The organism is Salipiger sp. D13, from assembly GCF_003703915.1.
GTDB lineage: Bacteria > Pseudomonadota > Alphaproteobacteria > Rhodobacterales > Rhodobacteraceae > Salipiger > Salipiger profundus.
Genome location: NZ_ML112601.1, coordinates 60,798 through 79,897, shown reverse-complemented (window position 1 = coordinate 79,897; position 19,100 = coordinate 60,798). Strand labels below are relative to the sequence as shown.

General features: G+C 60.4%; 18 protein-coding genes. 4 read left to right on the top strand and 14 right to left on the bottom strand.

The features are described from left to right. Window positions 1-122: 122 nt before the first annotated feature. From D6860_RS15445 to D6860_RS15420, 6 genes are all read right to left on the bottom strand, one after another. Window positions 123-1,349: an ATP-binding protein gene (locus tag D6860_RS15445; protein WP_076626033.1), complete on the bottom strand. Its 1,227-nt coding sequence runs from the start codon at window positions 1,347-1,349 to the stop codon at window positions 123-125. Between the two features lie 165 nt (window positions 1,350-1,514). Next, window positions 1,515-2,114 carry an SMC-Scp complex subunit ScpB gene (locus D6860_RS15440; protein WP_076626034.1) on the bottom strand — a complete coding sequence of 200 codons (600 nt, stop codon included), beginning with the start codon at window positions 2,112-2,114 and terminating at the stop codon, window positions 1,515-1,517. Continuing rightward, window positions 2,111-3,064: a DUF1403 family protein gene (locus D6860_RS15435; protein WP_076626035.1), complete on the bottom strand. Its 954-nt coding sequence runs from the start codon at window positions 3,062-3,064 to the stop codon at window positions 2,111-2,113. Before D6860_RS15435 ends, D6860_RS15440 begins: the two co-directional genes overlap by 4 nt. Window positions 3,065-3,209: 145 nt before the next feature. Continuing rightward, window positions 3,210-4,268, bottom strand: coding sequence for a TniQ family protein (locus D6860_RS15430; protein WP_076625834.1), 1,059 nt, complete (start codon window positions 4,266-4,268; stop codon window positions 3,210-3,212). Then, complete coding sequence (locus tag D6860_RS15425) at window positions 4,265-5,203, bottom strand: TniB family NTP-binding protein (protein WP_076625833.1); 939 nt, start codon at window positions 5,201-5,203, stop codon at window positions 4,265-4,267. Before D6860_RS15425 ends, D6860_RS15430 begins: the two co-directional genes overlap by 4 nt. After that, window positions 5,194-6,840 (bottom strand): Mu transposase C-terminal domain-containing protein, encoded by a 1,647-nt coding sequence (locus D6860_RS15420; protein WP_076625832.1) that lies wholly within the window; start codon window positions 6,838-6,840, stop codon window positions 5,194-5,196. The genes D6860_RS15425 and D6860_RS15420 overlap by 10 nt, the downstream gene beginning before the upstream one ends. A gap of 150 nt (window positions 6,841-6,990) precedes the next feature. Here D6860_RS15420 and D6860_RS15415 point away from each other — a divergent pair, with 150 nt between their 5' ends. Beyond that, window positions 6,991-8,088: a tyrosine-type recombinase/integrase gene (locus D6860_RS15415; protein WP_076625831.1), complete on the top strand. Its 1,098-nt coding sequence runs from the start codon at window positions 6,991-6,993 to the stop codon at window positions 8,086-8,088. A 12-nt stretch (window positions 8,089-8,100) separates the two neighbouring features. Here D6860_RS15415 and repC read toward each other — a convergent pair whose 3' ends face one another. The 4 genes from repC to D6860_RS15395 form a co-directional block, all read right to left on the bottom strand. Beyond that, window positions 8,101-9,393 carry a plasmid replication protein RepC gene (gene repC / locus D6860_RS15410; RefSeq protein ID WP_076625830.1) on the bottom strand — a complete coding sequence of 431 codons (1,293 nt, stop codon included), beginning with the start codon at window positions 9,391-9,393 and terminating at the stop codon, window positions 8,101-8,103. Between the two features lie 241 nt (window positions 9,394-9,634). Beyond that, window positions 9,635-10,582 carry a plasmid partitioning protein RepB gene (repB, locus tag D6860_RS15405; protein WP_229743345.1) on the bottom strand — a complete coding sequence of 316 codons (948 nt, stop codon included), beginning with the start codon at window positions 10,580-10,582 and terminating at the stop codon, window positions 9,635-9,637. Between the two features lie 23 nt (window positions 10,583-10,605). Next, the gene (gene repA, locus D6860_RS15400) at window positions 10,606-11,790 is read right to left on the bottom strand and encodes a plasmid partitioning protein RepA (RefSeq protein ID WP_076625828.1); all 1,185 of its coding nucleotides are present in this window, start codon (window positions 11,788-11,790) and stop codon (window positions 10,606-10,608) included. Between the two features lie 199 nt (window positions 11,791-11,989). After that, entirely contained in the window at window positions 11,990-12,328 is a 339-nt protein-coding gene (locus D6860_RS15395; RefSeq protein WP_076625827.1) for a DUF736 domain-containing protein, read from the bottom strand. Window positions 12,329-12,956: 628 nt separating this feature from the next. Here D6860_RS15395 and D6860_RS15385 point away from each other — a divergent pair. After that, window positions 12,957-13,310, top strand: a complete 354-nt coding sequence (locus D6860_RS15385; protein WP_229743344.1) for a type II toxin-antitoxin system RelE/ParE family toxin — start codon at window positions 12,957-12,959, stop codon at window positions 13,308-13,310. Next, complete coding sequence (locus D6860_RS15380; protein ID WP_076625826.1) at window positions 13,307-13,600, top strand: helix-turn-helix domain-containing protein; 294 nt, start codon at window positions 13,307-13,309, stop codon at window positions 13,598-13,600. The genes D6860_RS15385 and D6860_RS15380 overlap by 4 nt, the downstream gene beginning before the upstream one ends. 8 nt (window positions 13,601-13,608) lie before the next feature. Here D6860_RS15380 and D6860_RS15375 read toward each other — a convergent pair whose 3' ends face one another. The 3 genes from D6860_RS15375 to D6860_RS15365 form a co-directional block, all read right to left on the bottom strand. Then, window positions 13,609-14,520 (bottom strand): DUF2493 domain-containing protein, encoded by a 912-nt coding sequence (locus tag D6860_RS15375; protein WP_076625825.1) that lies wholly within the window; start codon window positions 14,518-14,520, stop codon window positions 13,609-13,611. Window positions 14,521-14,800: 280 nt separating this feature from the next. Next, a complete protein-coding gene (locus D6860_RS15370) occupies window positions 14,801-15,868 on the bottom strand; it encodes a DUF7146 domain-containing protein (protein ID WP_229743343.1) in 1,068 nt (355 codons plus the stop codon). Further along, complete coding sequence (locus D6860_RS15365; RefSeq protein WP_083697987.1) at window positions 15,865-17,217, bottom strand: strawberry notch C-terminal domain-containing protein; 1,353 nt, start codon at window positions 17,215-17,217, stop codon at window positions 15,865-15,867. The genes D6860_RS15370 and D6860_RS15365 overlap by 4 nt, the downstream gene beginning before the upstream one ends. On the opposite strand from D6860_RS15365, the gene D6860_RS26000 reads away from it, so the two are divergent. Continuing rightward, window positions 17,154-17,552: a transposase gene (locus D6860_RS26000; protein ID WP_083697989.1), complete on the top strand. Its 399-nt coding sequence runs from the start codon at window positions 17,154-17,156 to the stop codon at window positions 17,550-17,552. The genes D6860_RS15365 and D6860_RS26000 overlap by 64 nt on opposite strands. Window positions 17,553-17,933: 381 nt before the next feature. On the opposite strand, the gene D6860_RS15355 is transcribed toward D6860_RS26000, so the two are convergent. Beyond that, window positions 17,934-19,094, bottom strand: coding sequence for a ferredoxin--NADP reductase (locus D6860_RS15355; RefSeq protein ID WP_076625823.1), 1,161 nt, complete (start codon window positions 19,092-19,094; stop codon window positions 17,934-17,936). Window positions 19,095-19,100 lie beyond the last annotated feature (6 nt).

Sequence of the window (19,100 nt, the reverse complement as noted above, 5' to 3'; positions counted from 1 at the left end):
CCCGTCGGCAATGTGGGGCGGCGACAGCGTTTACATCGCGCCCTCTGCCGTCGCAACATTCTCGCGACCGATCAAGCGAGCCGTTCGAGCAGAAACACGAAATGGAACTTCCTGAATGCTATTCATAGCGCACTCCAAAGGCTGGAAAGCGGGGCCGCGAAACTTCTCTCTCCAAATGGCACGACCTTGTCGTGATCATAGAGCACCATTCCTTGGACAAACTTGTCTCCGCATGCGTCCGCCAACTTACGCAGTCCAGAAAAATCCGCCGCTGATACCGTCGCAGAGGATTTCACCTCAATCCCGACGATCTGGCCCCGCCGGTTCTCCAGAACCAAGTCGACCTCATTCTTTTCCTTGTCTCGGTAGTGAGCGAACGTGCATCGCTGTTCACTCCAGGAAGCAATCTTGCGAAGTTCGCTGAAAACAAAGGTCTCAAGGATCGGGCCGAAAGCGGTTCGGTCTTTCTTGACCGAATCCGGCGACACTTCACGCATCGCCGCCAGCAATCCCGCATCCAAAAAGTGAAGTTTCGGCGATTTTGTCAAACGTTTCAGCCGGTTCGTGAACCAAGGCTGGAGGGTATGCACGAGGTAAAGACTTTCGAAGACACCAACATACTTTTGCGTCGTGACATGGTTGAGGCCAATGGCGCCGCCAATACCGGAGTAATTCACCAATTGACCGGAATGTTCTGCTAGAACTGTCAGAAGCTTTGGCATGACAGAAAGCTGTTCGATTTGCGCCACGTCTCGTACATCTCGCTGGACAAGTGCATCGAGGTATTCGTGGTACCAGTCCTGTTTGCGCGACCATCTTCTCCGGCCAAGCGCCTCAGGGTAGCCGCCAGACAGAACGGTTTCGACTAAGCCATCCCCGACAACTATGTGGTCTACGGCTGGTTTTTTCCCTGCAAACGCCCTGTCGATAAAGTTCGATTTTACGCCTATGGTTTCGGCTTGGCTGAGAGGCAAGAGCCGTATGACCTCCATCCGTCCGGCGAGCGAGTCCGCAACCTTCGGAAGGGTCATAAGATTTGCGGAACCCGTCAACAGAAAGCGACCTGGTGTTTTGTCATCGTCGACCAGATTCTTGATTGCGAGCAGCAGGTCCGGCGCGCGTTGGACTTCGTCGATTACAGCACGATCCAGACCGCGCACAAAACCGACAGGGTCATCAACTGCCGATCTCAGAACGTTGGCATCGTCTAAAGTTAGGAAGGGCGTCTTGTCTCCTGCGACGTCCATCGCAAGCGTCGTCTTGCCTGATTGGCGCGGTCCGGAGATAAGAACCACGCGCGTGTCTGAGAGTGCTTCCTCTACTCTCTCTTTGGCGAATCTCGGGTACATTTTCCGCTCATCTTTGGCTGACCAATTGAAAGTACGCACCCGACCGATTGAAAGTCAATGCCCGACCGATTGAAGCTCTCGGACCGACCGATCGAAAGCCAGCAATCTAGCCCTGCAGAGGCAGCAGAACACGCTTTGTCCGAAGAATAGGACATACTTCGGACATCAAGGTTCCGGCATTTCCAGCTCCGGCAGATCCCGCAGGCTCTGCAGATCGAAGGTCACCAGGAAGGTCTCCGTGGTTACGAAGGTATGCGGCGCGCCGGGCCGCGGCGAGCGTGGCCCGCTGGCGATCAGGTCCTTGTAGCGCAGCCGGGCCAACAGGTCGCGGCTGACTTCCTTACCGAAGATGTCGGCCAGCCCCGCCCGGTCGATCGGCTGATGATAAGCGATGGCGCAGAGCACCCCCATCTCCATCTCGGAAAAAGCCAGGGACTGCTCGCCGAGATTGGCTGCCGTCTTGATCGCCTCGGCGAACTGGGTCCTGGTCCGGAACATCCACCCGCCGGCGACCTGCGCCAGCTCGTAAGGGCGTCCGGTCAACTCGGCCTGGATGTCCTCGATCAGCATCTCCACCGAGGCCCCCTGCCCCACCACCCGCACCAGGTCTTCTCGGCCGACCGGCGAAGCACTGGTGAACAATACCGCCTCGATCCGTCCCATCCATTCGCGCCAACGCAGCTCCTGCGGCAGGTCATCGAGGTCCCGATCAAAGACAGCGCCGCCCCCCTCAGCAGGTTTCCGTTTCCGGGTCGCACTCGTCATGATGCGATCCCATAGAGCCTGAACGTCGGGCGCCCGGTCAGTTCCCGCGCCACGCCCAACTCCACCAGCCGGTCGCAGAACCGCCGCGCGGCGCGGTCGGTCATGGGGATCGAGGTCCCCCGGATGCGCGGCGACAGCATCGACGCCGGCGCCACGGCATCCTCGGTCAGGAACAGATCGACGGCCGCGTCTGATCCCTTTGCCCTGAGTTTCGGGGCGACGGCACGAAGCGCCTCTGCGCGACGGACAAGATCCCGCGCCAGCCGGATCGTCTCTCGGATGCTCTCAAGAATCCGGGCCTGAACCGCCAGTTTGGCCCCCTGCCCGCCTGCGGCTAGATCACGCAGAATCCCCTTGGTGAGCTGCTGCGCCGTAACCGGCAGAACCGCCTTCCAATTCAGAGCCCGCGCCAGGACAATGTCCGAGAGCAGGCAGGCGACCCGTTCCGCCCGGTCGTCGGCCTTGAGCATGGCGCGTAGGACCTCCACTCCACCAGCAAGCGGCCCATGGGTGCGTGCCCGATCTTGTCCAATGTCCAACCAATCGGCCAAATCCTCCACGAGATGCGGACCGATCAGGTCTGCGATCTCCTTAGGCCCACGTAGCTGGAGCCGAACCGCCTCGCGCCAAAACGCCAGCAGATCACCGTCCGGCCCCCGCGCCTCGCCCGGCGGTGTCAGATGGTAGGCGTCGCGGATATCGGCTTCCCGCGCCAGCCGCCCTTCCAGTTTGGACGTCGCCGTCGCGGCACTGAGCGCCAACCGGTTCGCAAGCAGCTTTGCCGGCACACCATGCCGCGGATCGGAGACCAGCTGATCGAGCACCGTCAGCGCAGCCCCCGACCGAAAGGCCACAGTTTCAAGGGTTTCCGCTCCCCCGGAGGTGACCCAACCCGGCAGCTGCGGTAGGGTGTTCAGGTCGTCGGAGATGGTGGCGGGCTGATATGTCATGCCCCAAGACTATCCGACGGCGGCGCTTTTGCCTACCACATAGTGTATAAACCGCCCCGCCTTGCCGATCTCCGATACGTCCAATAATTTTGCATTATCGGACATAAAAATGATATGCCCAGAAACATGGGTTGTCGTTTTAGTTTCATGGGTGGATTCGGCCGAAATCGCCTCTCTCGTCGAGGAAATTTCCATTTAACCGGTGGACGGGCCTCTTGATCAATCTGTGGACTCGTTCCGCTCCAGCGTCAATCATGCGCTTTCCTTTGCCGTTCCGTAGATCCCGCCCATCCGTGAGCCACGGCAATGGGGCGGCACGCCGGAACAGGACGAGCGCGGCCTCCGGGAGGAACGCGCCGGGCACCAGATCTGCTCCAAAGAGGTCATGCAAGATCACCAGCGTCAGAGCCCGCCAGCGCACTGATAGGTGCTGAAGCGGCGCAGGCCGACCGACGGCCGCACGGGCCTCGTAGGGACAATTCCATCCAGGTTCATCGTACCAGAGCGCGAGGACGGGCCGGGCCGCCCCGTCGCGATCGAGCGGCGCCCATAAAGTGCGAATTGCATACTCGAGTCGATCGAGACGGCCTGGGTCCCCTCTGACGATTTCGCTGATCTGGCGTTGGAGCTCGAGAACTCCCGCAGCAAAATCCGCCTTCAAAGGGTCCTCTGTCTCCCCTCCCCTGCCGGTCAGGACGGCATCGCACTTACGACAGAATGGGCGCAGCAGGCCATTCAGCATGCGAAAGGAAAGCCTCAGGCGGCCGAGACAGGCGGGGCAGCGGTCCAGGAGCATGGTCCGGTGCGCCGGGCAAACCACCCGTTCCGCCAGTCGCCAATTCACCCGCAGATAGGCATCGCGATCGGCAACGACATCCGTATCGAAACAGGCAAGACAGACCGGCACAATCTCGATCAGCAACCAGCCCCGCGGCTGATCAGGATATCGGGAAGCCAGTGACCTGCGCCGAAGCCGTTCCGGATCGATCCTGCAGGCTTTCGCCCAAAGCCTGAGCAGCTCCATATCCGGCGCCACGTCGTCAACCTGCTGCGCGCCTGCGTCCCCACCCCCCTGCCCCGCCAGATACACCATCAGCTCAAGGGGCTCCGCCCCGTAGCGCGCGGCAACCCGCGCCACCCAGGACGAAAGCAGTTCGTCCCGGAACGGACGCGGCGCGACGGGAAACCGGACTTGAGCCGTCATACCCCGACCGGTTGCGGTACACGCCTTCCCCGCCTCCGAACCGTCTGGGTCATCGAGACCAGCGGCAGAACCAGATTGTCGCCGAAACTTTCCGCGTCGAGGCGCTCTTTGCCCGACCGGACCGCATCTTCCGCCGCCGTCTCGATCAGGCGGAAGATGCGCGCCGTCACGCCGGAGGTCAGCTTGTGAATCCGCTCTCTGGCCTCCGCGCTGACCAGATCGGAGGCCTCGCGCAAGGGCAGGATGCGCTCGAAACTTTTCAGGAGCCCGGCGAAGGCAGCATCGTTCTGCCAGGGCTTGAGATGGAACGCCTCGAAGCGCTCGGCCAGTTGCGCATCGGTCAGCAGGGCCTGCCGAGCCAGGTCCGTTCCGGCACAAACCAGTGGAATCCGAAGGTCATTGGCCAGAAATCGGATCGCATTGAGAAAGATGCGCTGCTGACGGAAGGTACCGGCCAGCATCCCGTTCACCTCATCGAGAATGATCATCTTCGCCCCCACGGTACGCAGCAGCGACCGGCAGATATCCTTCTCACGAGCGAGCGTTCCGCCTGTCATCGTCGGCGCGCCCATGCTGGCCAGAAGTTCGCGGTAAAGATCGCGCTCGATGGGTTCGGATGGCACTTGCACGACAACCACCGGGCGATGGTCAACGCCGGTGATCTGGCTGAATTTCGGCGGGTGGTCACGTTCAAACTTGCGGACGATCTTGGTCTTGCCCATGCCGGTGTCACCGTAGATCAGCAGGCATGGCATCCGGTCTCGCGGTGGATAGGTCAATAAGTTCTCCAGACGTGCCAGAGCGGCCCCAGACTGATCGAATCCGATCCAGCGGTCAGCCCGGATCCAGGCAATGCGCTCATCATCCGGCAGCGCCGCAAACCGGCGGTAGGTCGGATCGAGATGTGCAAATGCGCTGCCTTCGGTCACGACCATTCCTCAACTTCGAACCCCGGGTGGTCCCTGAGCACATTCTCGCTTTCCTTGGGCTCCGAACCTGCATCCACAGCCTCGTAGGCCCCTACCCCATCAAGCGCTCGGTCCCGTTTCTCCGAAAATCGCCTAGCCTCCCGTGTCCTGCTGCTGGCAGCATCAACCAGGGCGCGCTGCTCCTCGATCACCGCGAATATGAGGTCTTCATCCTCGAGCGCGCGCCCGCGCTCGCGCAAAATCGCCTGCGCACGGCGATGCTCCGCAAGAGTGATTGAGGGATGGCACAAGTCCGCAAACCGCACAGCATAGCGCTGGCCTTCGGGGCCAAGCACAAAGATCGTCGAGAGATCGCGCGGATCATAAGACACGCGCAATTGCCGGTCCTGACGACCAGCCCAGAGGCTCAGGACATCGTCCCAATACCGCAGGCCGAAGAGATGTATGCCATCGCGGCGCACCATGCGTTCCGTGCTCGGCAGGAAGTCGATCCGGAACCCCTCCGGATCGTAAGGCCGGCGCAAAGGTGCCTCGCGGCGCCCATAGGCCTCGTTCCAGGCCGCAACCGGCGGAATCCCGAGCGAGCGGTGCCGTTCGGCATGATAACGGGTGATTTCCAGCGCCAACCAGTGCTCCAGCTCGTCGAGCGTCATCGTCGATTTGCCCACGGAATCATAGTCGCCGCGGTCCTTGATGTTGCTGAAGGTCGATCCCGGCAGAAGGTGGACCGCCCCCATCATCGTGCCGATCAGCCGCTCAATGTGACCGCCGTAATGTGGCGCACCTATCGGCCGGTACTGCAGCGAAATCCCGTGCTCCTCGGCACCCCGTTTCATCGCCTTTGAGCGGAACTCCTTGGCATTGTCGACGTGAATGGTCTCCGGCAATCCCTCTGCGGGCCAATCCGCGTCGATACCCATGCTCTCCAGCCAGTCGAATTTGGGCTGCACCAGATGCTGAATGGCCAGTGCCACCGACAAGGCCGACGGCGGCTCCAGCGTCAGGTAGAATCCGGCCACCATGCGGCTGGCGACGTCTATGGCGAGCGTCAGCCAGGGCCTTTGCAAAGGCTTCCGGTGAACCCGGTCCACGACGATGACATCCACCAGCGTATGATCGATCTGAACCACCTCATAGGCCCGTTCGACCTGATAGCTGCCTGGCACCGGATGATGGCGCTGGCGAGAGACCTTGGCGCCTTCACGCGCAGCTATAAGCTCCGCCGGATCTATCGCCGCCACACGGTCCCGCAATGTGGTCCAGCACGGGGGACGTAGACCTCTCTGACTGCACCGCCTGCGCACCTCTTTTTGCAGGGCATTGATACTTGGCTTCTGGAGGGACTTGTAGAACTCCTCGATCGCCCCCGAAATCACCGCTTCGATCTCGTCAGGCAGCCGACGGCTGCCCGTCGGTGTTCCGACTTGAGCCGCCAGCAAGGAACTGGCGACCGGGCGCGCCTTGTACGCTGAGATCAACTCGTACAGGCGGGAGCGCTTGAGACCAAGTTCGCGGCAGGCCTTGAGAAACTCGGCACGGTTCGGTGACACCTTGCTTGCAAGCCGACGGATCACAGCTTCCCGCGCAACCGCCTGTTCCCACGCAGTATCGTCGACGGCGTTGATGTCTGATCGATCCACCATGGCCAAACCCGGAAAATAGGTGTCTTATGTCCGATAATGAAACTATAATCCGGGAATGAAACAAGAACATGAACGCAATGATATCAATAAGTTAGTGTCCACTAATGGAACTAGAACGACATTAAATTTCATCGCTGGATTTGCTGGAAAATGGCCTCAGAGACCGAGCAATCGACATCAACGCCCTCTGATACGAATAAGGATGCGCCCATCTACGAGAGAGATCAAGAGGAAAGCGTTGGCATTGCTTTGCCCTCCCATGTTTCGGGGTCCGGGACCCTCGATCGGCTGGTCGACACCGCCCGCGACTATGCCCGAGCCGCTGCGTCCGAGAACACGCTGAAGGCCTATGCAAAGGACTGGGCACATTTTGCACGCTGGTGCAGGATGAAGGGTGCCGAGCCGCTGCCACCATCACCCGAGATGATCGGACTGTATCTCGCGGATCTTGCGTCCGGGTCAGGCCCCTCCCCTACCCTTTCGGTCAGCACCATAGACCGCCGCCTGTCCGGTCTTGCGTGGAACTACGCACAGCGCGGCTTTTCCCTCGACCGAAAGAACCGGCACATCGCCACGGTGCTGGCGGGGATCAAGCGCAAACATGCCCGCCCGCCGGTGCAGAAGGAAGCGATCCTGGCGGAAGACATCCTCGCGATGGTGGCCTCCCTGCCCTATGACCTGCGCGGGCTGCGGGATCGCGCAATCCTGCTGCTCGGCTATGCCGGAGGCCTGCGCCGCTCGGAAATCGTGAGCCTGGACGTGCACAAAGACGATACGCTGGACTCCGGCGGCTGGATCGAGATCTTCGACAAGGGCGCGCTTCTGACCTTGAATGCCAAGACCGGCTGGCGCGAAGTCGAGATCGGCCGAGGTTCCAAGGATCAGACCTGTCCCGTGCATGCGTTGGAACAATGGCTGCATTTCACCAAGATCGACTTCGGTCCGGTCTTCGTCGGCACCTCACGGGATGGCAAACGCCCCTCCGACACACGGCTGAACGACAAGCATGTGGCCCGGCTGATCAAGCGCACAGTCCTGGACGCCGGCATCCGATCCGAGCTGCCCGAGAAAGAACGACTGGCACTGTTCTCCGGTCACTCGCTGCGTGCTGGCCTCGCCAGTTCGGCGGAGGTCGACGAGCGCTACGTTCAGAAGCAGCTGGGGCATGCCTCCGCCGAGATAACCCGCCGTTACCAGCGACGCCGTGACCGGTTCCGCGTGAACCTGACCAAGGCCGCCGGTCTCTGATACCCTGCCCCATCACGCCGCCTGCCCGCTGAGCCTGCCATAGAAGCTGCGCTCGAGATGCAGCTCCCCTGCCCCGGCCTTCTCGACCATGCCGCGCAGATAGCCCCCTGGCGACGAAACTTCGCCGGCGCAATGCTTCTCGAAGACAAGCGCCAGCGCTGCTGTCGCCACCTGTTTGCCCAAGCGATTCTGCGCCACGTTCCAGGCATGCTCGGACACCCCGATCATCGGTCTGAGCTGCCCGGCAACCCGGTGTAGATCACCCCAATCTTTCAGGAACCCGCCCATATTGCGGGCCCAGGATGCGAATTCGGGACAGGCCTGCATGACCGTAGGCAGATCCAGCGCAGCGCGTTTCTTGCGCACCTCGGCAACCCACTCTTCCAGCTCCCTATCAACCTGATCTACGGGCTGAGCATTGGTCACAATGGCCGCGACTTCCTCATTTTCTGAGGAATTACAGGTTACAGGATTAAGTTGATTTGTAATTAGTATATGGGGGTCGGAAATGACCTCCCTGGGGTTCATTTCTTGAGTCTTTTCGGGAACTTGTTCCTTGGTTTCAAACGCGTTTTCCACAGGCAGAGTAGCCTCTGTTGCCTTGAGGAAGGCCGCCTCGACACGCTCTTGGAGCTCCCTGAACCAAGTCAAGAGCCGCGCAAGCTGCTCGGAGGCTTCATGGCGGCGCGGAAGCCGGTCCAGAAGCTCCTCGAAAAGGGCTGTGAATTGATTCCAGGGCCCGCGCAGCGCGCCGCTGACGGCCGCCTCGATCCGCGCCCGGATCATCCTGCGTGCCACCGTGATCTGGCGCTTCAGGCGCTGACAGAGCTCGCGTTCGGCCTGCAATTCGGCATGAAGCTCCTCGAACTCCTCGACACGCGCCGACAGCGGCGACAAATCAAAGCCATAGGCCTCGACGATGCGCCCCTCGGCGTCCCTGCGGCCCCAGCGCTTGCCGTTTGGGCTGTCCTGAAAGGAGATCACGCCGGTCTCGGCCAGCCGTCTTGCATGGCGCTTGAGCGCGGACAGCGAGAACCCGGTCTGCTCCATCAGATAGGCGTTTGACGCCCAGACGATCGGGCGTTGCCCCTCCTCCCAGTCCTGGGCTTGGGTAAACGCCCCGAGCGTGTCGAGGAGCATCATGTCTCCGGCCTTGAGGCCGATGTATGCGCCAACCCGCTTCACGGCAACGAAAGCCCGTGTTTTGGGTACAGCTACCTGTTCACCGGCTTGGGCAAGCTGCTCTGCGGCAGCGAGACCTGCTGAGGCTTTGCGCCAACCGGAGGGCTGCCATGCGATGGACATACCTCTCTCGTGCTGAGGCATGCCTGCCTCAGTCGCTCCAGACGGAGCACCACTGAATTTTTCCATACTTTGTCAGCAGACAAAGAAATCCCGTTCGCTCAGAAGCGTTTTCTCTTGTATGGCGATTCGCTGGCTGCTAGATTCTAGGTGTCTAATCTAAGAATTGCGCTCTGCGCAGCAGCCCTCGAAGCTTCGGTTTCGGGGGTTTTCTTTGTTTACCTTTCCTCCTTTCTGCTCGTCCTCACTTGTCACCCTCCGAGTTTACATCTGTAAACTCGGTGTAGGATCTCTTGATGATGTCCTCGAGGTTGCTCTCAAGCCAGCTTGCGAACTCGGCACTTGTGCCGGACTTCTTCACCGAAAGAGACACGCTCCCTCGGCTTGCTTTGATGACAACGCCATCCATCGGCGTAATCTCACGAGGACCGCTGGACACTTTCGTTCCGCGCTTGCTTGCTTCCTTGATCAGCGCTTCCAACCGCTCATCAGACGTCGATGAGGTGCTAGTTTTGGCCAGCAATTTGAGCGCGATCTTCTCGGTGAGCTTCCGCTCGAGGAACAGCTCGGCCAAGTCCGTCCATCTCGGCCGGCCGGACTTGGGTGCCGAACCAATCACGTCTCCGACTCTGGACGGGACATTCTGCGTCACCTTCGTCAGGTGCGAATGGCCTGATGCAGACAGATTCAAAACTTGGCGTACCGTTGCGCTTTCGTGCCCCGCGGCTTGGATAGCTTCAGCAAAGCGCGCCTTTTCATAAAACGAGAGGTTGCGACGCGCCGCATTTTCCAGCCCTTTGGCCAACAAGGCCGTGGCGTCATCGACATCCTGAACGTTGGCACGGACTTTAATTCCGAGCTCCCGGCAAGCTTTCAATCTGCGGCGACCATAAATCGCTTCGAAGCGCCCCTCGGCAGCTTTGGAGCGCCGAACGAGGATTGGCACCTGTTGACCGCCTTCACGGATGCTGTTCTTGAGCGCCTCAAAACCCTCATCGTCATCCTCGGCGTTTACAGCTGTAAACTCATCCAACCGATCCTGGGGACCCCAATCGTCGATCAGAGCAGGATCGATCTCGCGGATAGACACAAGTGACCCCTGAAGAGCCCCTAACGCAGGCGCGCTCGTTTTGGGGACCCTCTCGGCCGAAGTGCTGCTGGAACGCGCGATGGTATTCGCGATGCCCGACATATCTCGAAGGGATTTCCTAGCCATTACTTACGCCCCCATGATTGGTGGATCATGACTTCCACTTCCTGTCCCACAGCATCCATCGAGCCTTTCGCACGATCGTAGGTCGCTCGGGTCATTTCCGAGCGCACAACCTCATAGATGGACTGCTTGAGCATGGTCGCGTCACTGATTGCAGTGCTCTTGAGAGCGGTCGCAGACATGACGCGGTCTTGGAAAAGCGCACGCATAAACGAGGTCAGCTGCTGTGAGGGAACATCCGTCGGCTCATCCCGAGTGATCAGGAATTTGAAGTGATCATACTGCAGCGTCGCGCCTGCATCCTCGATTACCCCCATGTAGGCCCCGGCGAGTTCGAGGAACTGAGCGGTCGACGAAACGTCCAACATCGAGGGAGTTAGAGGTACAATCAGAGAACTCGCTGCGGCCATTCCAGCGATTGTCAAGAAGCCCAACTGGGGCGGACTGTCCATCAAGACAAGGTCGAAATCATCCTCAACTTGGGACAATGCATTTCGGATCCGCGTAAAGAACGGCTGGTCGGGGTTCGAATGAACTGCAGATTCAGTCTCGAACTCAGACAGCATGAGTCGCGACGGCGCAATTGAAAGCCCCGGGAAGTAAGTGGGAACAACGACGTCGGCCATGCTGACCGGATCGTCGTAGCGGATCGCGTCATAGACAGTCAGCCCATCAAACTCGATTTCCGGGCTGATGCCACACATGGACGTGAGTGATCCTTGAGGATCAAGGTCAACGACCAACACTCGATAGCCGCGTAGCGCGAAATAATGCGCAAGATGGATACTCGTGGTGCTCTTGCTCGAGCCGCCCTTGAAGTTCATCAACTGCCATATTTGCAGTTTCTCATCACCAGACCGACGCGGCAGATACCGTCCTTTCTTGCGTGATGACTTCTCTAGGATCTCGCGTGCATCCCAAATCTCTTGCGCCGTGTAATAGCGCCGCCCTCCACGAACATCCTCGGGCTCTGAGATCGTTCCCTCTGAGTGCACCTTTCGCATGAACTGACCGGAGACCCCAAGAAGTTCTGCCGCCTCAGGCGCAGAAAAAGACCGTAGCGTCTTGGTGCTATCTGGGGCAAAAGCAGAGAGGAGGTGTTCCCGGATGGCAGCGTTCAACCGCTCGGAAATATCTGTCGCGAGCGCTGAAGGCTTCTCGCTTGCCAGTGGTGTCACAGGAATCATCTAGTTGCCCCAAAATCGAAAATGTGGCCTTTTTCGCGCCACTTGAGAATAAGAGCAGTGATTCACGACGCTAAGTCAAGATTTTTCCTCTATATAGTGTCTATTGAAGCAGGAAGAGACTACATGCGCGGTTCGCGCTTGCCCTGGAGTTTACAACTGTAAACGGTTTGGCAGAGGCGAACCCCTGCCAACCCTTCGCTCACGCGGCGTCTTTCGGCCGCCAGGGGATGACGGCCTGCAGGGACAGATCGTCCTGGTTCGCGGCCTTGCCGAGGTTGGCGTTGAAGCCGTGGTCGCGGATGGTCAGCGTGTAGTAGTCGGCGCCGGTCTCCTTGTTCTGCTTCTTCCAGATGCCGCCGCACTCGACCAGCTTGCCGCGCGGGGAGCGGCCGAGGACACGGTGCGTGGGGGCCATCGGGTTCGCGCTCGCGACGGGTTCGACCATGATGTCGAGGTCGAAGGTCAGGGTCGAGATGGAGCCGATGCCCTTGGCGGTTTCGATGTCGGCGCTGGTGAATTTGATGCAGTTGGTGGTCATTGCTCTTCTCCTTGTTTGCGTTGCAATGATGGTCACCTTGCAGCTGGCCAAGGCCCGGCCACACCGAAGGCGAAGCGTAGCGGAGAGGGGCAGGCGCCGGTCTTTTTGCTGCGCGCGGAATGACCCGCAGGGTCAGGGGAAAAAGATCGGTGACAACCTTTGTGGACGGGACGACAGCTGCGACCAGCATGTCATGCAACTCAGACAACCGGAGAAGTGCAGTAGCCGCGAAGGAACCAGGGTGAAAAAACGATGGAGATGCCGCGAGGGCCATGGCTCCCTTCGAACTCACCGGAGGTAAGACACAGAGCAGATGTCAATACCGCATCCCCCAGGATCACTACCGCGCCGATTGTCTTTGCTGAAGCGCCACGATGCGGAGGAGTGCTCCAGGCGAACAGAGCGTGGAACGAAAGGCCGGGTCGCCGCGAGACACCGCAACCATCCAATAGTCCTAAATGACAGCCCGGCTAGTTGGTTCGGTCAGAACATGCGAAAAGATATTTGGTCAAGGACCGCCGCTACCAACGGACAGAGCATACTGCTGCCTAGCTCCGGCATCAGTTGCCAACTTGCCCTTCCAGTGCGCATACTATACGTCATTGACACATACGCCGCGAAAACCTATATGGAACTGACGATGACACGATTGCAAACAGTGGTCGAACTGCCCGAATTTCAGAGGCGCGCCAAGGCCATCATGTCGGACCAGGAGCGCGAGGCTGCGATCAGCTTCATTGCCGCCAATCCGCAAGCGGGCATCTCTCTTGGTGGCGGATTGCGAAAGGTCCGCATCCCGAGAGAGGGGGGCGGAAAAAGCGGCGGCTTCAGGACGGTGTATGCCTTTGGCGGGACCCATATGCCGATTTTCCTGATTACGGTCTTTGCCAAGAATGAGAAAGCCAACCTGTCAAAGACCGAACAGGCCGCGGCAGTAGAGATGAGCAAGGCGCTTGTCGCGAAATATGGAGACGCAACATGAGTGCATTCGAATCCATCACCAAGGGGCTGGAAGAGGCGCTGGCCTTCGCAGATGGCGACGTGGCCGGCGCGAAGGTCCATGAAGTTTCCGTTGCTGAGGTCGATGTCGCCGAAGTTCGGCAACGGACTGGCCTGTCCCAGGCGGAGTTCGCCAGGAGCATTGGCGTCGCGAAAGGCACGCTGCTGAACTGGGAACACGGGCGCCGACACCCGACAGGCCCGGCACAGGTTCTGCTGGCACTGATCGCAAAGAAGCCTTCTGTCGTGCAGGATCTATTACGCGGCACGTGAACCGGGGCCTAAGCCCCAATCCTCTTGATCCGGATCCCGAGCTTGCGGGCCTTGTCGACGATGTTCTCGGTGATGCCCGAACCGGGGGTGGCGATCAGCCCTTGGGGCATGGTCTCGAGCATCTTGTCGTTGCGCTTGAAGGGAGCGGCCTTGCCGTGGCTCTTCCAGTCGGGTTTGAAAACCACCTGAGTGACACCGCGCGTATCTGCCCAGCGGGCGGCGATCATCTCGGCACCTTTGGGCGTGCCGCGGTGCAGAAGCACCATGTCGGGGTATTTCGCGTGGGTGGCATCGAGGACGGACCAGATCAGATCGTAAGCCTGATAGTCCCCGCCTGAAAAAGCGATCCGCGTGCCTTCGGGGCAATGCACTTCTGTCTCCTTGCGGCGCTTGGCCGAAAGATAGGCCCGGCTGTCCACCACGGCGGAGGTGAGGCCGCGATGCGAGACCTTGGACCCGGTACGGGGCAGCCAAGGCGAGCCGGTGGCAGCCGAGAAGTGGTCCACGGCCAGATCGCGCATCTGCTCGAAGGCGTCACGATGGTCCCAGAGCTTCAACCCGATCATCTGGAGGCGCTCGAGTTCGACCGAGGCGACCTCGGAGCCGTCCTGGATAGCGAGGCTTTCCCGGACCTCGAATTCGTTGTCATCGAGAAGCTTCTGGATATGGGTGAGCCGGCGATGGAAAATCGAGGTCAGGGACCAGAGCATCTCTTCGAGAGTGTCTTCCAACTGGCTGCCCGTGAGGAGGCCGATGGTGGTCTCAAAAAGCGTCGCCATCGCGAGCTCAACCTCATCGGGTTGGGGCAGGGGGCGATGATCGGTGTCGCCGGGCCCGGGCGTTGCGCCATGAAGTGTCAAGTGGTCGAGGATGGCGGAGGTCACGCCGGTTTCCTCTTGGATGTCTGTCTGATGGGGCATGGTCTGGTTCCTCTGATTGATCTGACCCGATTTGGATGGGGCGATGTCAGGACCGGCGGCGACCGGGCCGCATCCGTCAGGATCGGAGCGAAGCGGAGAATGTGACCCGGACCGGAAAATTGGTCCCGCGAGGAATGACCCGAAGGGGCAGGGGAATTTTCCGGGTAGCGGGCGCATTGCTGCCCGGGCGAGGGGCGCTCAGCCCCGACCCGCTGGTCCATCGCTCCCCTTATCCAAACGGGATCAGATCGAGCCCGCGGAACCTTTGCCCCCTCAGCCATCACGAGTGGAGACAGGCGCTCACCCGTCCTCGATCTCCAGACCTTGCGCCTTCATGGCCTTGAGCAGGGACAGGCGCAGCGCATCTTTGGCAAAATGCCCGCAAATCGTCGTTGAAATCCCCCATGGTCGACACGAGTTCACCACAGGCAATATCTAGCGATTCCAGCTGGTTACGCAATCTCATGGATGCGTTACGGCCAGCTTCATCGTTATCCCGCGCGATCCAAATGCGCTTGACCCCCGGTGGCGGGATGAAGAGCCCGAGATGGGTGGCGGTGAGACAGGAGGCGAGATCGAACTCCGGGAGAGCGGTGCCAACCGAGAGGGTGTTCTCGAGCCCTTCGCCGACGATGAGATCGCTGCGAGGTGAGCCGGACCAGAAGCGGATGGCATGGCCGTGAAGCTGCCCGAGGATCCGTTTCGGGCTCTCGATCGCGGCCAGACCGCCGGTGGACGGGTCGAGATAGACCCTTGCGCATCCGGTGATCTGGCCCCGATCGTCAGTGATCTTCGCGAGCAGGGCAGGGGCCTTTTGCGGCAGATCGGAGTCGTCCTCGCCTTGCCACAAAAAAACCCGGGGGTGATAGCGCAGGGCAGGTCCAAGCCGTGTTATCCCGCGCCCCTGCAGATAGGTGGCGGCCAAGGTGCCAAGCACCGGCTTGCCTGCGGCAAAGAGTTTGCGTGCCTGAGCGATGCGTTTGCTGGGGGCTGCATCCGGGCGCTCAGCCCTTTGGGTTTCACGAGGTACGACAGGGCAGGGGGCCTCGCCGAGGAAAGACCGGGCCTCCCTCAGCGTCTCTTTGAGCGTGACCGACCCAAGCCGTTCATGCAGCAGGTCGATCAAGTCGCCGTATTCACCCGTCGCGAAATCTTGCCAGGACCCGGCCTTGCGCCCACCTTGAGCTTGAAGACGGATGGCAAGGCTCTGACCCTTGGCGCCCGAGGTGTCGCCGACTTGCCAATAATTGCCCTGCTTGCGTCCTTCGGGGAAATACTGGCGGCAGAAACTCTCGGCACGGTCTGCCAGATCGGCCGAGAGGTCTGCGATGCTGCGCCGCGCGCTCATGCGGCGGCATCGGCACCGCTGGCGCCAACCGGATGCTCGGCGAGCACGCACGCGAGCACATCGATGCCATCCACCGGGATGAACACCCGCGTTTTCCACTGGATCACTTCGGTGAAGCAGCCCAAGGCCTTCAATGCGGGCAGGGCCACGCCCGACGCGCCAGTGAGTTCAAGCCTCGGCTGTCCCATGACCAGCGACCGGCGCAACTTGTAACCGCCAAGAAGGCTGAGGGTCGTCTTCCCGTCGATCACCGCAGCAAAGACCTCCTGGGGCGTCATATCCATCTGGCAATCGAGCCCAAGCCGCGCATAGACGTTCAGAAGCTGCTCCTGGCTGACCAGACGTCCGATGGCGCGCTCCCCGTCTTCGGTCTGAAGTCGGTAGATGCGCATGTTGTCGGCGGGCAGCCGGTCCCAGATCGGCAGAAGGAGACCGCAGATCAGCGTGATCTTGGAGGTGGTGAACTCCGGCACCGCATCGACCTCGGCCTGCCAGAGCTGGTCGAACATCGCATCGTCGACCCCTTCCCAGTGTGATTTCGAGAACTCGGAAAGCGCAAGGATTTCGGTCGCCATGGGCCGCAGGAGCTTCACCCTCAGGATCGGCACACCGTCCTCATCCATGAAGGCCGGCGCCTTCACCATCAGCGCCGCGCGTTTGGAGGTCTTGTTCCAACAGAGCGTCGCGCCTTTGGTATCAGCGCAGATGGCTTTGACGCGGGGCAGGTTGAGCGGATCATTGCGATCGGTCCGCTCGACCGTCAGCGCGGTGGCCGTCGCACCCGTCGCCTCATGCTCGAAGATGACCTTCCGGTCGGAGATCACGAATTTCTCGGCCTTAAGCGTCTCAAGGCCCACATCGAGCGTGCCCGCCTGACGCGCATCCTCGATGATGGCCGAAAGGAACCCGCCGAAGGCCTCAAAAATCGCATCCTGCATGTCGATGCGGAGCGCAAGACAGCGGTTCAGGAACTGCTGGATCGGCGGCAGGTTTTCTTTCATGGTGCCATCCGCCTCATCAAGCGTCAGCCCGGTCATCTCCTGAAACCTGGCGTAGGAGCAGGCCTCGATCTTGCCTGCTAGAAGATGCGCGCCATGCTGAAGGAGTGCGGCCGGATCATTCCTCGCTCGATCGGCGGGAAGTTCCGGCGCCGGGTGGAGGAACTGTCGGGCGAAGGACATATCCTTCGGCCAGTGCTGCTGCCGCTGATCTCCGTCCATGCGAATGTGTGTGGCGAACTGGACGGGCTTGATCGGAGGGTGCGCCAACTCGCACGGGAAGACGAATCTACCCGACGGCTCATGACGGTTCCAGGCATCGGCGTAGTGACGGCGCTTATGTTCCGCCATACGATCGACGACCCTCGCGATTCCGAAGTGCGGCGACGGTCGACGCCTGCCTCGGTCTGGCTCCTCGCCGCAAGCAATCCGGCCAAAATGACACCAACGGCCGCGTATCGCGATGGGGAGACCGGCTGCTTCGAACCTATCTCTTCGAGGCGGCCAGTGTCCTGCTACACCGGACAAAGAGATGGTGTGCACTGAAAACTTGGGGCCTTCGCCTTGCCAAGCGCAACGGGATGAAGAAGGCGCAGTTCGCTGTCGCCCGGAAGTTGGCTGTGATCCTCCACTGCGTCTGGGTCGACGGGACGGTCTTTGAATGGGGGAAAGAGCTACCTGCATGACTGACGCTTGACCCGACCCCGAGATTGCAGGCCTGACACCAAGCCTGTGATGTCCCGCCGGGACGGTGGTTGCGGCGACCGCGTTCAATCGGCTGCAGGCCAGAAAAGCACCTGCGTTGCGTAAGTTGAAGGCACCCGACCCGAACATCAACATGAGGCTATGACCTCGAAAAGGACCATGACCCCGGCACGGACAAAAGCAGGCTTGACGAAGAACCGCAACTAAAAGGCCGATTGACTCCCGAGGGCACGGGGCGTGCATCCGCTCGTATCGGTGAGGGGCGCAGACTCTAATGTAACTAGATCTGTTAGCGGCGATCCGAAGTGCGAACCAGCCCGCGACACGGTGCGGGCAAAGGGTCTGGGGTCGACTTACCTGCTTCAGTATCCGGTGAACTCTTCGGCACGGATGTTTTCCGGTCCAACGCCCGCCTTCGTGAGCAAGGTTGCCATGGCGGCGACCATTGCCGATGGACCGGCGAGATAGAAGACCGGGCTGGTGATGTCACCGACGTACCGTTCGATCATTTCGCGCGTGATGAACCCGCGATCGCCTTGCCAGTCAGGTGCATCGGTCATCGTCGCCACCAACTTTAGGCCCGGATTGTTTGCTGAAGCCTGCTCAAACTCCGAAAGGAACGCTGCATCGGCAGGGTTTCGATTGCTGTAGAAGAGATACGTGTCACGGGTGGGCGCGTGGCGGACAGCGTCGCGGATCATGCTGCGAAATGGCGTGATGCCTATCCCGCCCGCAAGGAACACCACCCGTCGCGCCGTTTCGTCATGCAACGTTAAATCACCGTAGGGGCCTTCTATTTCGATTGCCGATCCGGCGGGTAGGCTGGCAAGGCTCCGCTTGAAGGCTGAGTCCGTCAGTCTGGTCGCGATCGCCAGATCGGTGTCATCCGGTGCGCTAGCGATGGAAAAGGTCCGCACGCGTCCTTTGCCGTCCTCTTCCTCGAGCGAGGGCAAGGTTACATAGACGGCCTGACCGGCGTTGAAGGCGAAGCCTTCCGGCTTCTTCAGGTGAACCGCGAGGGTGCCGCGAGCGACGTCTTCCTTGCCGATGAGGCTGGTCGTGTAGGACAAGCCCCGCTTGAGAAAACTGCCACGCCGCCATTTGGTGAGCTTCATGCCGTCTCGCATTTCCAGGCCGAGCAACGTGATGTTGGTTGCTCCCGCGATCAGTTCGAGCGCCTGAACGACATAGAACACCGTGTCGAACTCGCCCGCCCGTGCCTTGGAAGCGAGAAACAGAGCCGCCGGGATGAGGATGAGAATGCCGTTCGCCGCGATGAACGGCATACGTTTGAGCTTGGTGCCGACAAGCCCTCGTCGCTGACCCTTTGACCAGGCGAAACCCGAACCGCCAGTCGCCGCAAGAGCCGGGATCAGGATAAGAAAGCCCCACGGAATAGTGGTCTTGACTGCTACGATCGCCGCTTCGGAGAGAAACAATTCGGAAATTGCCGTCGAGAGCCAAAAGGTCGAGATGGTGAGGATGGCGATCATGCCGGCGACGGGGTGTACAATCTTGAGCATAGTGGC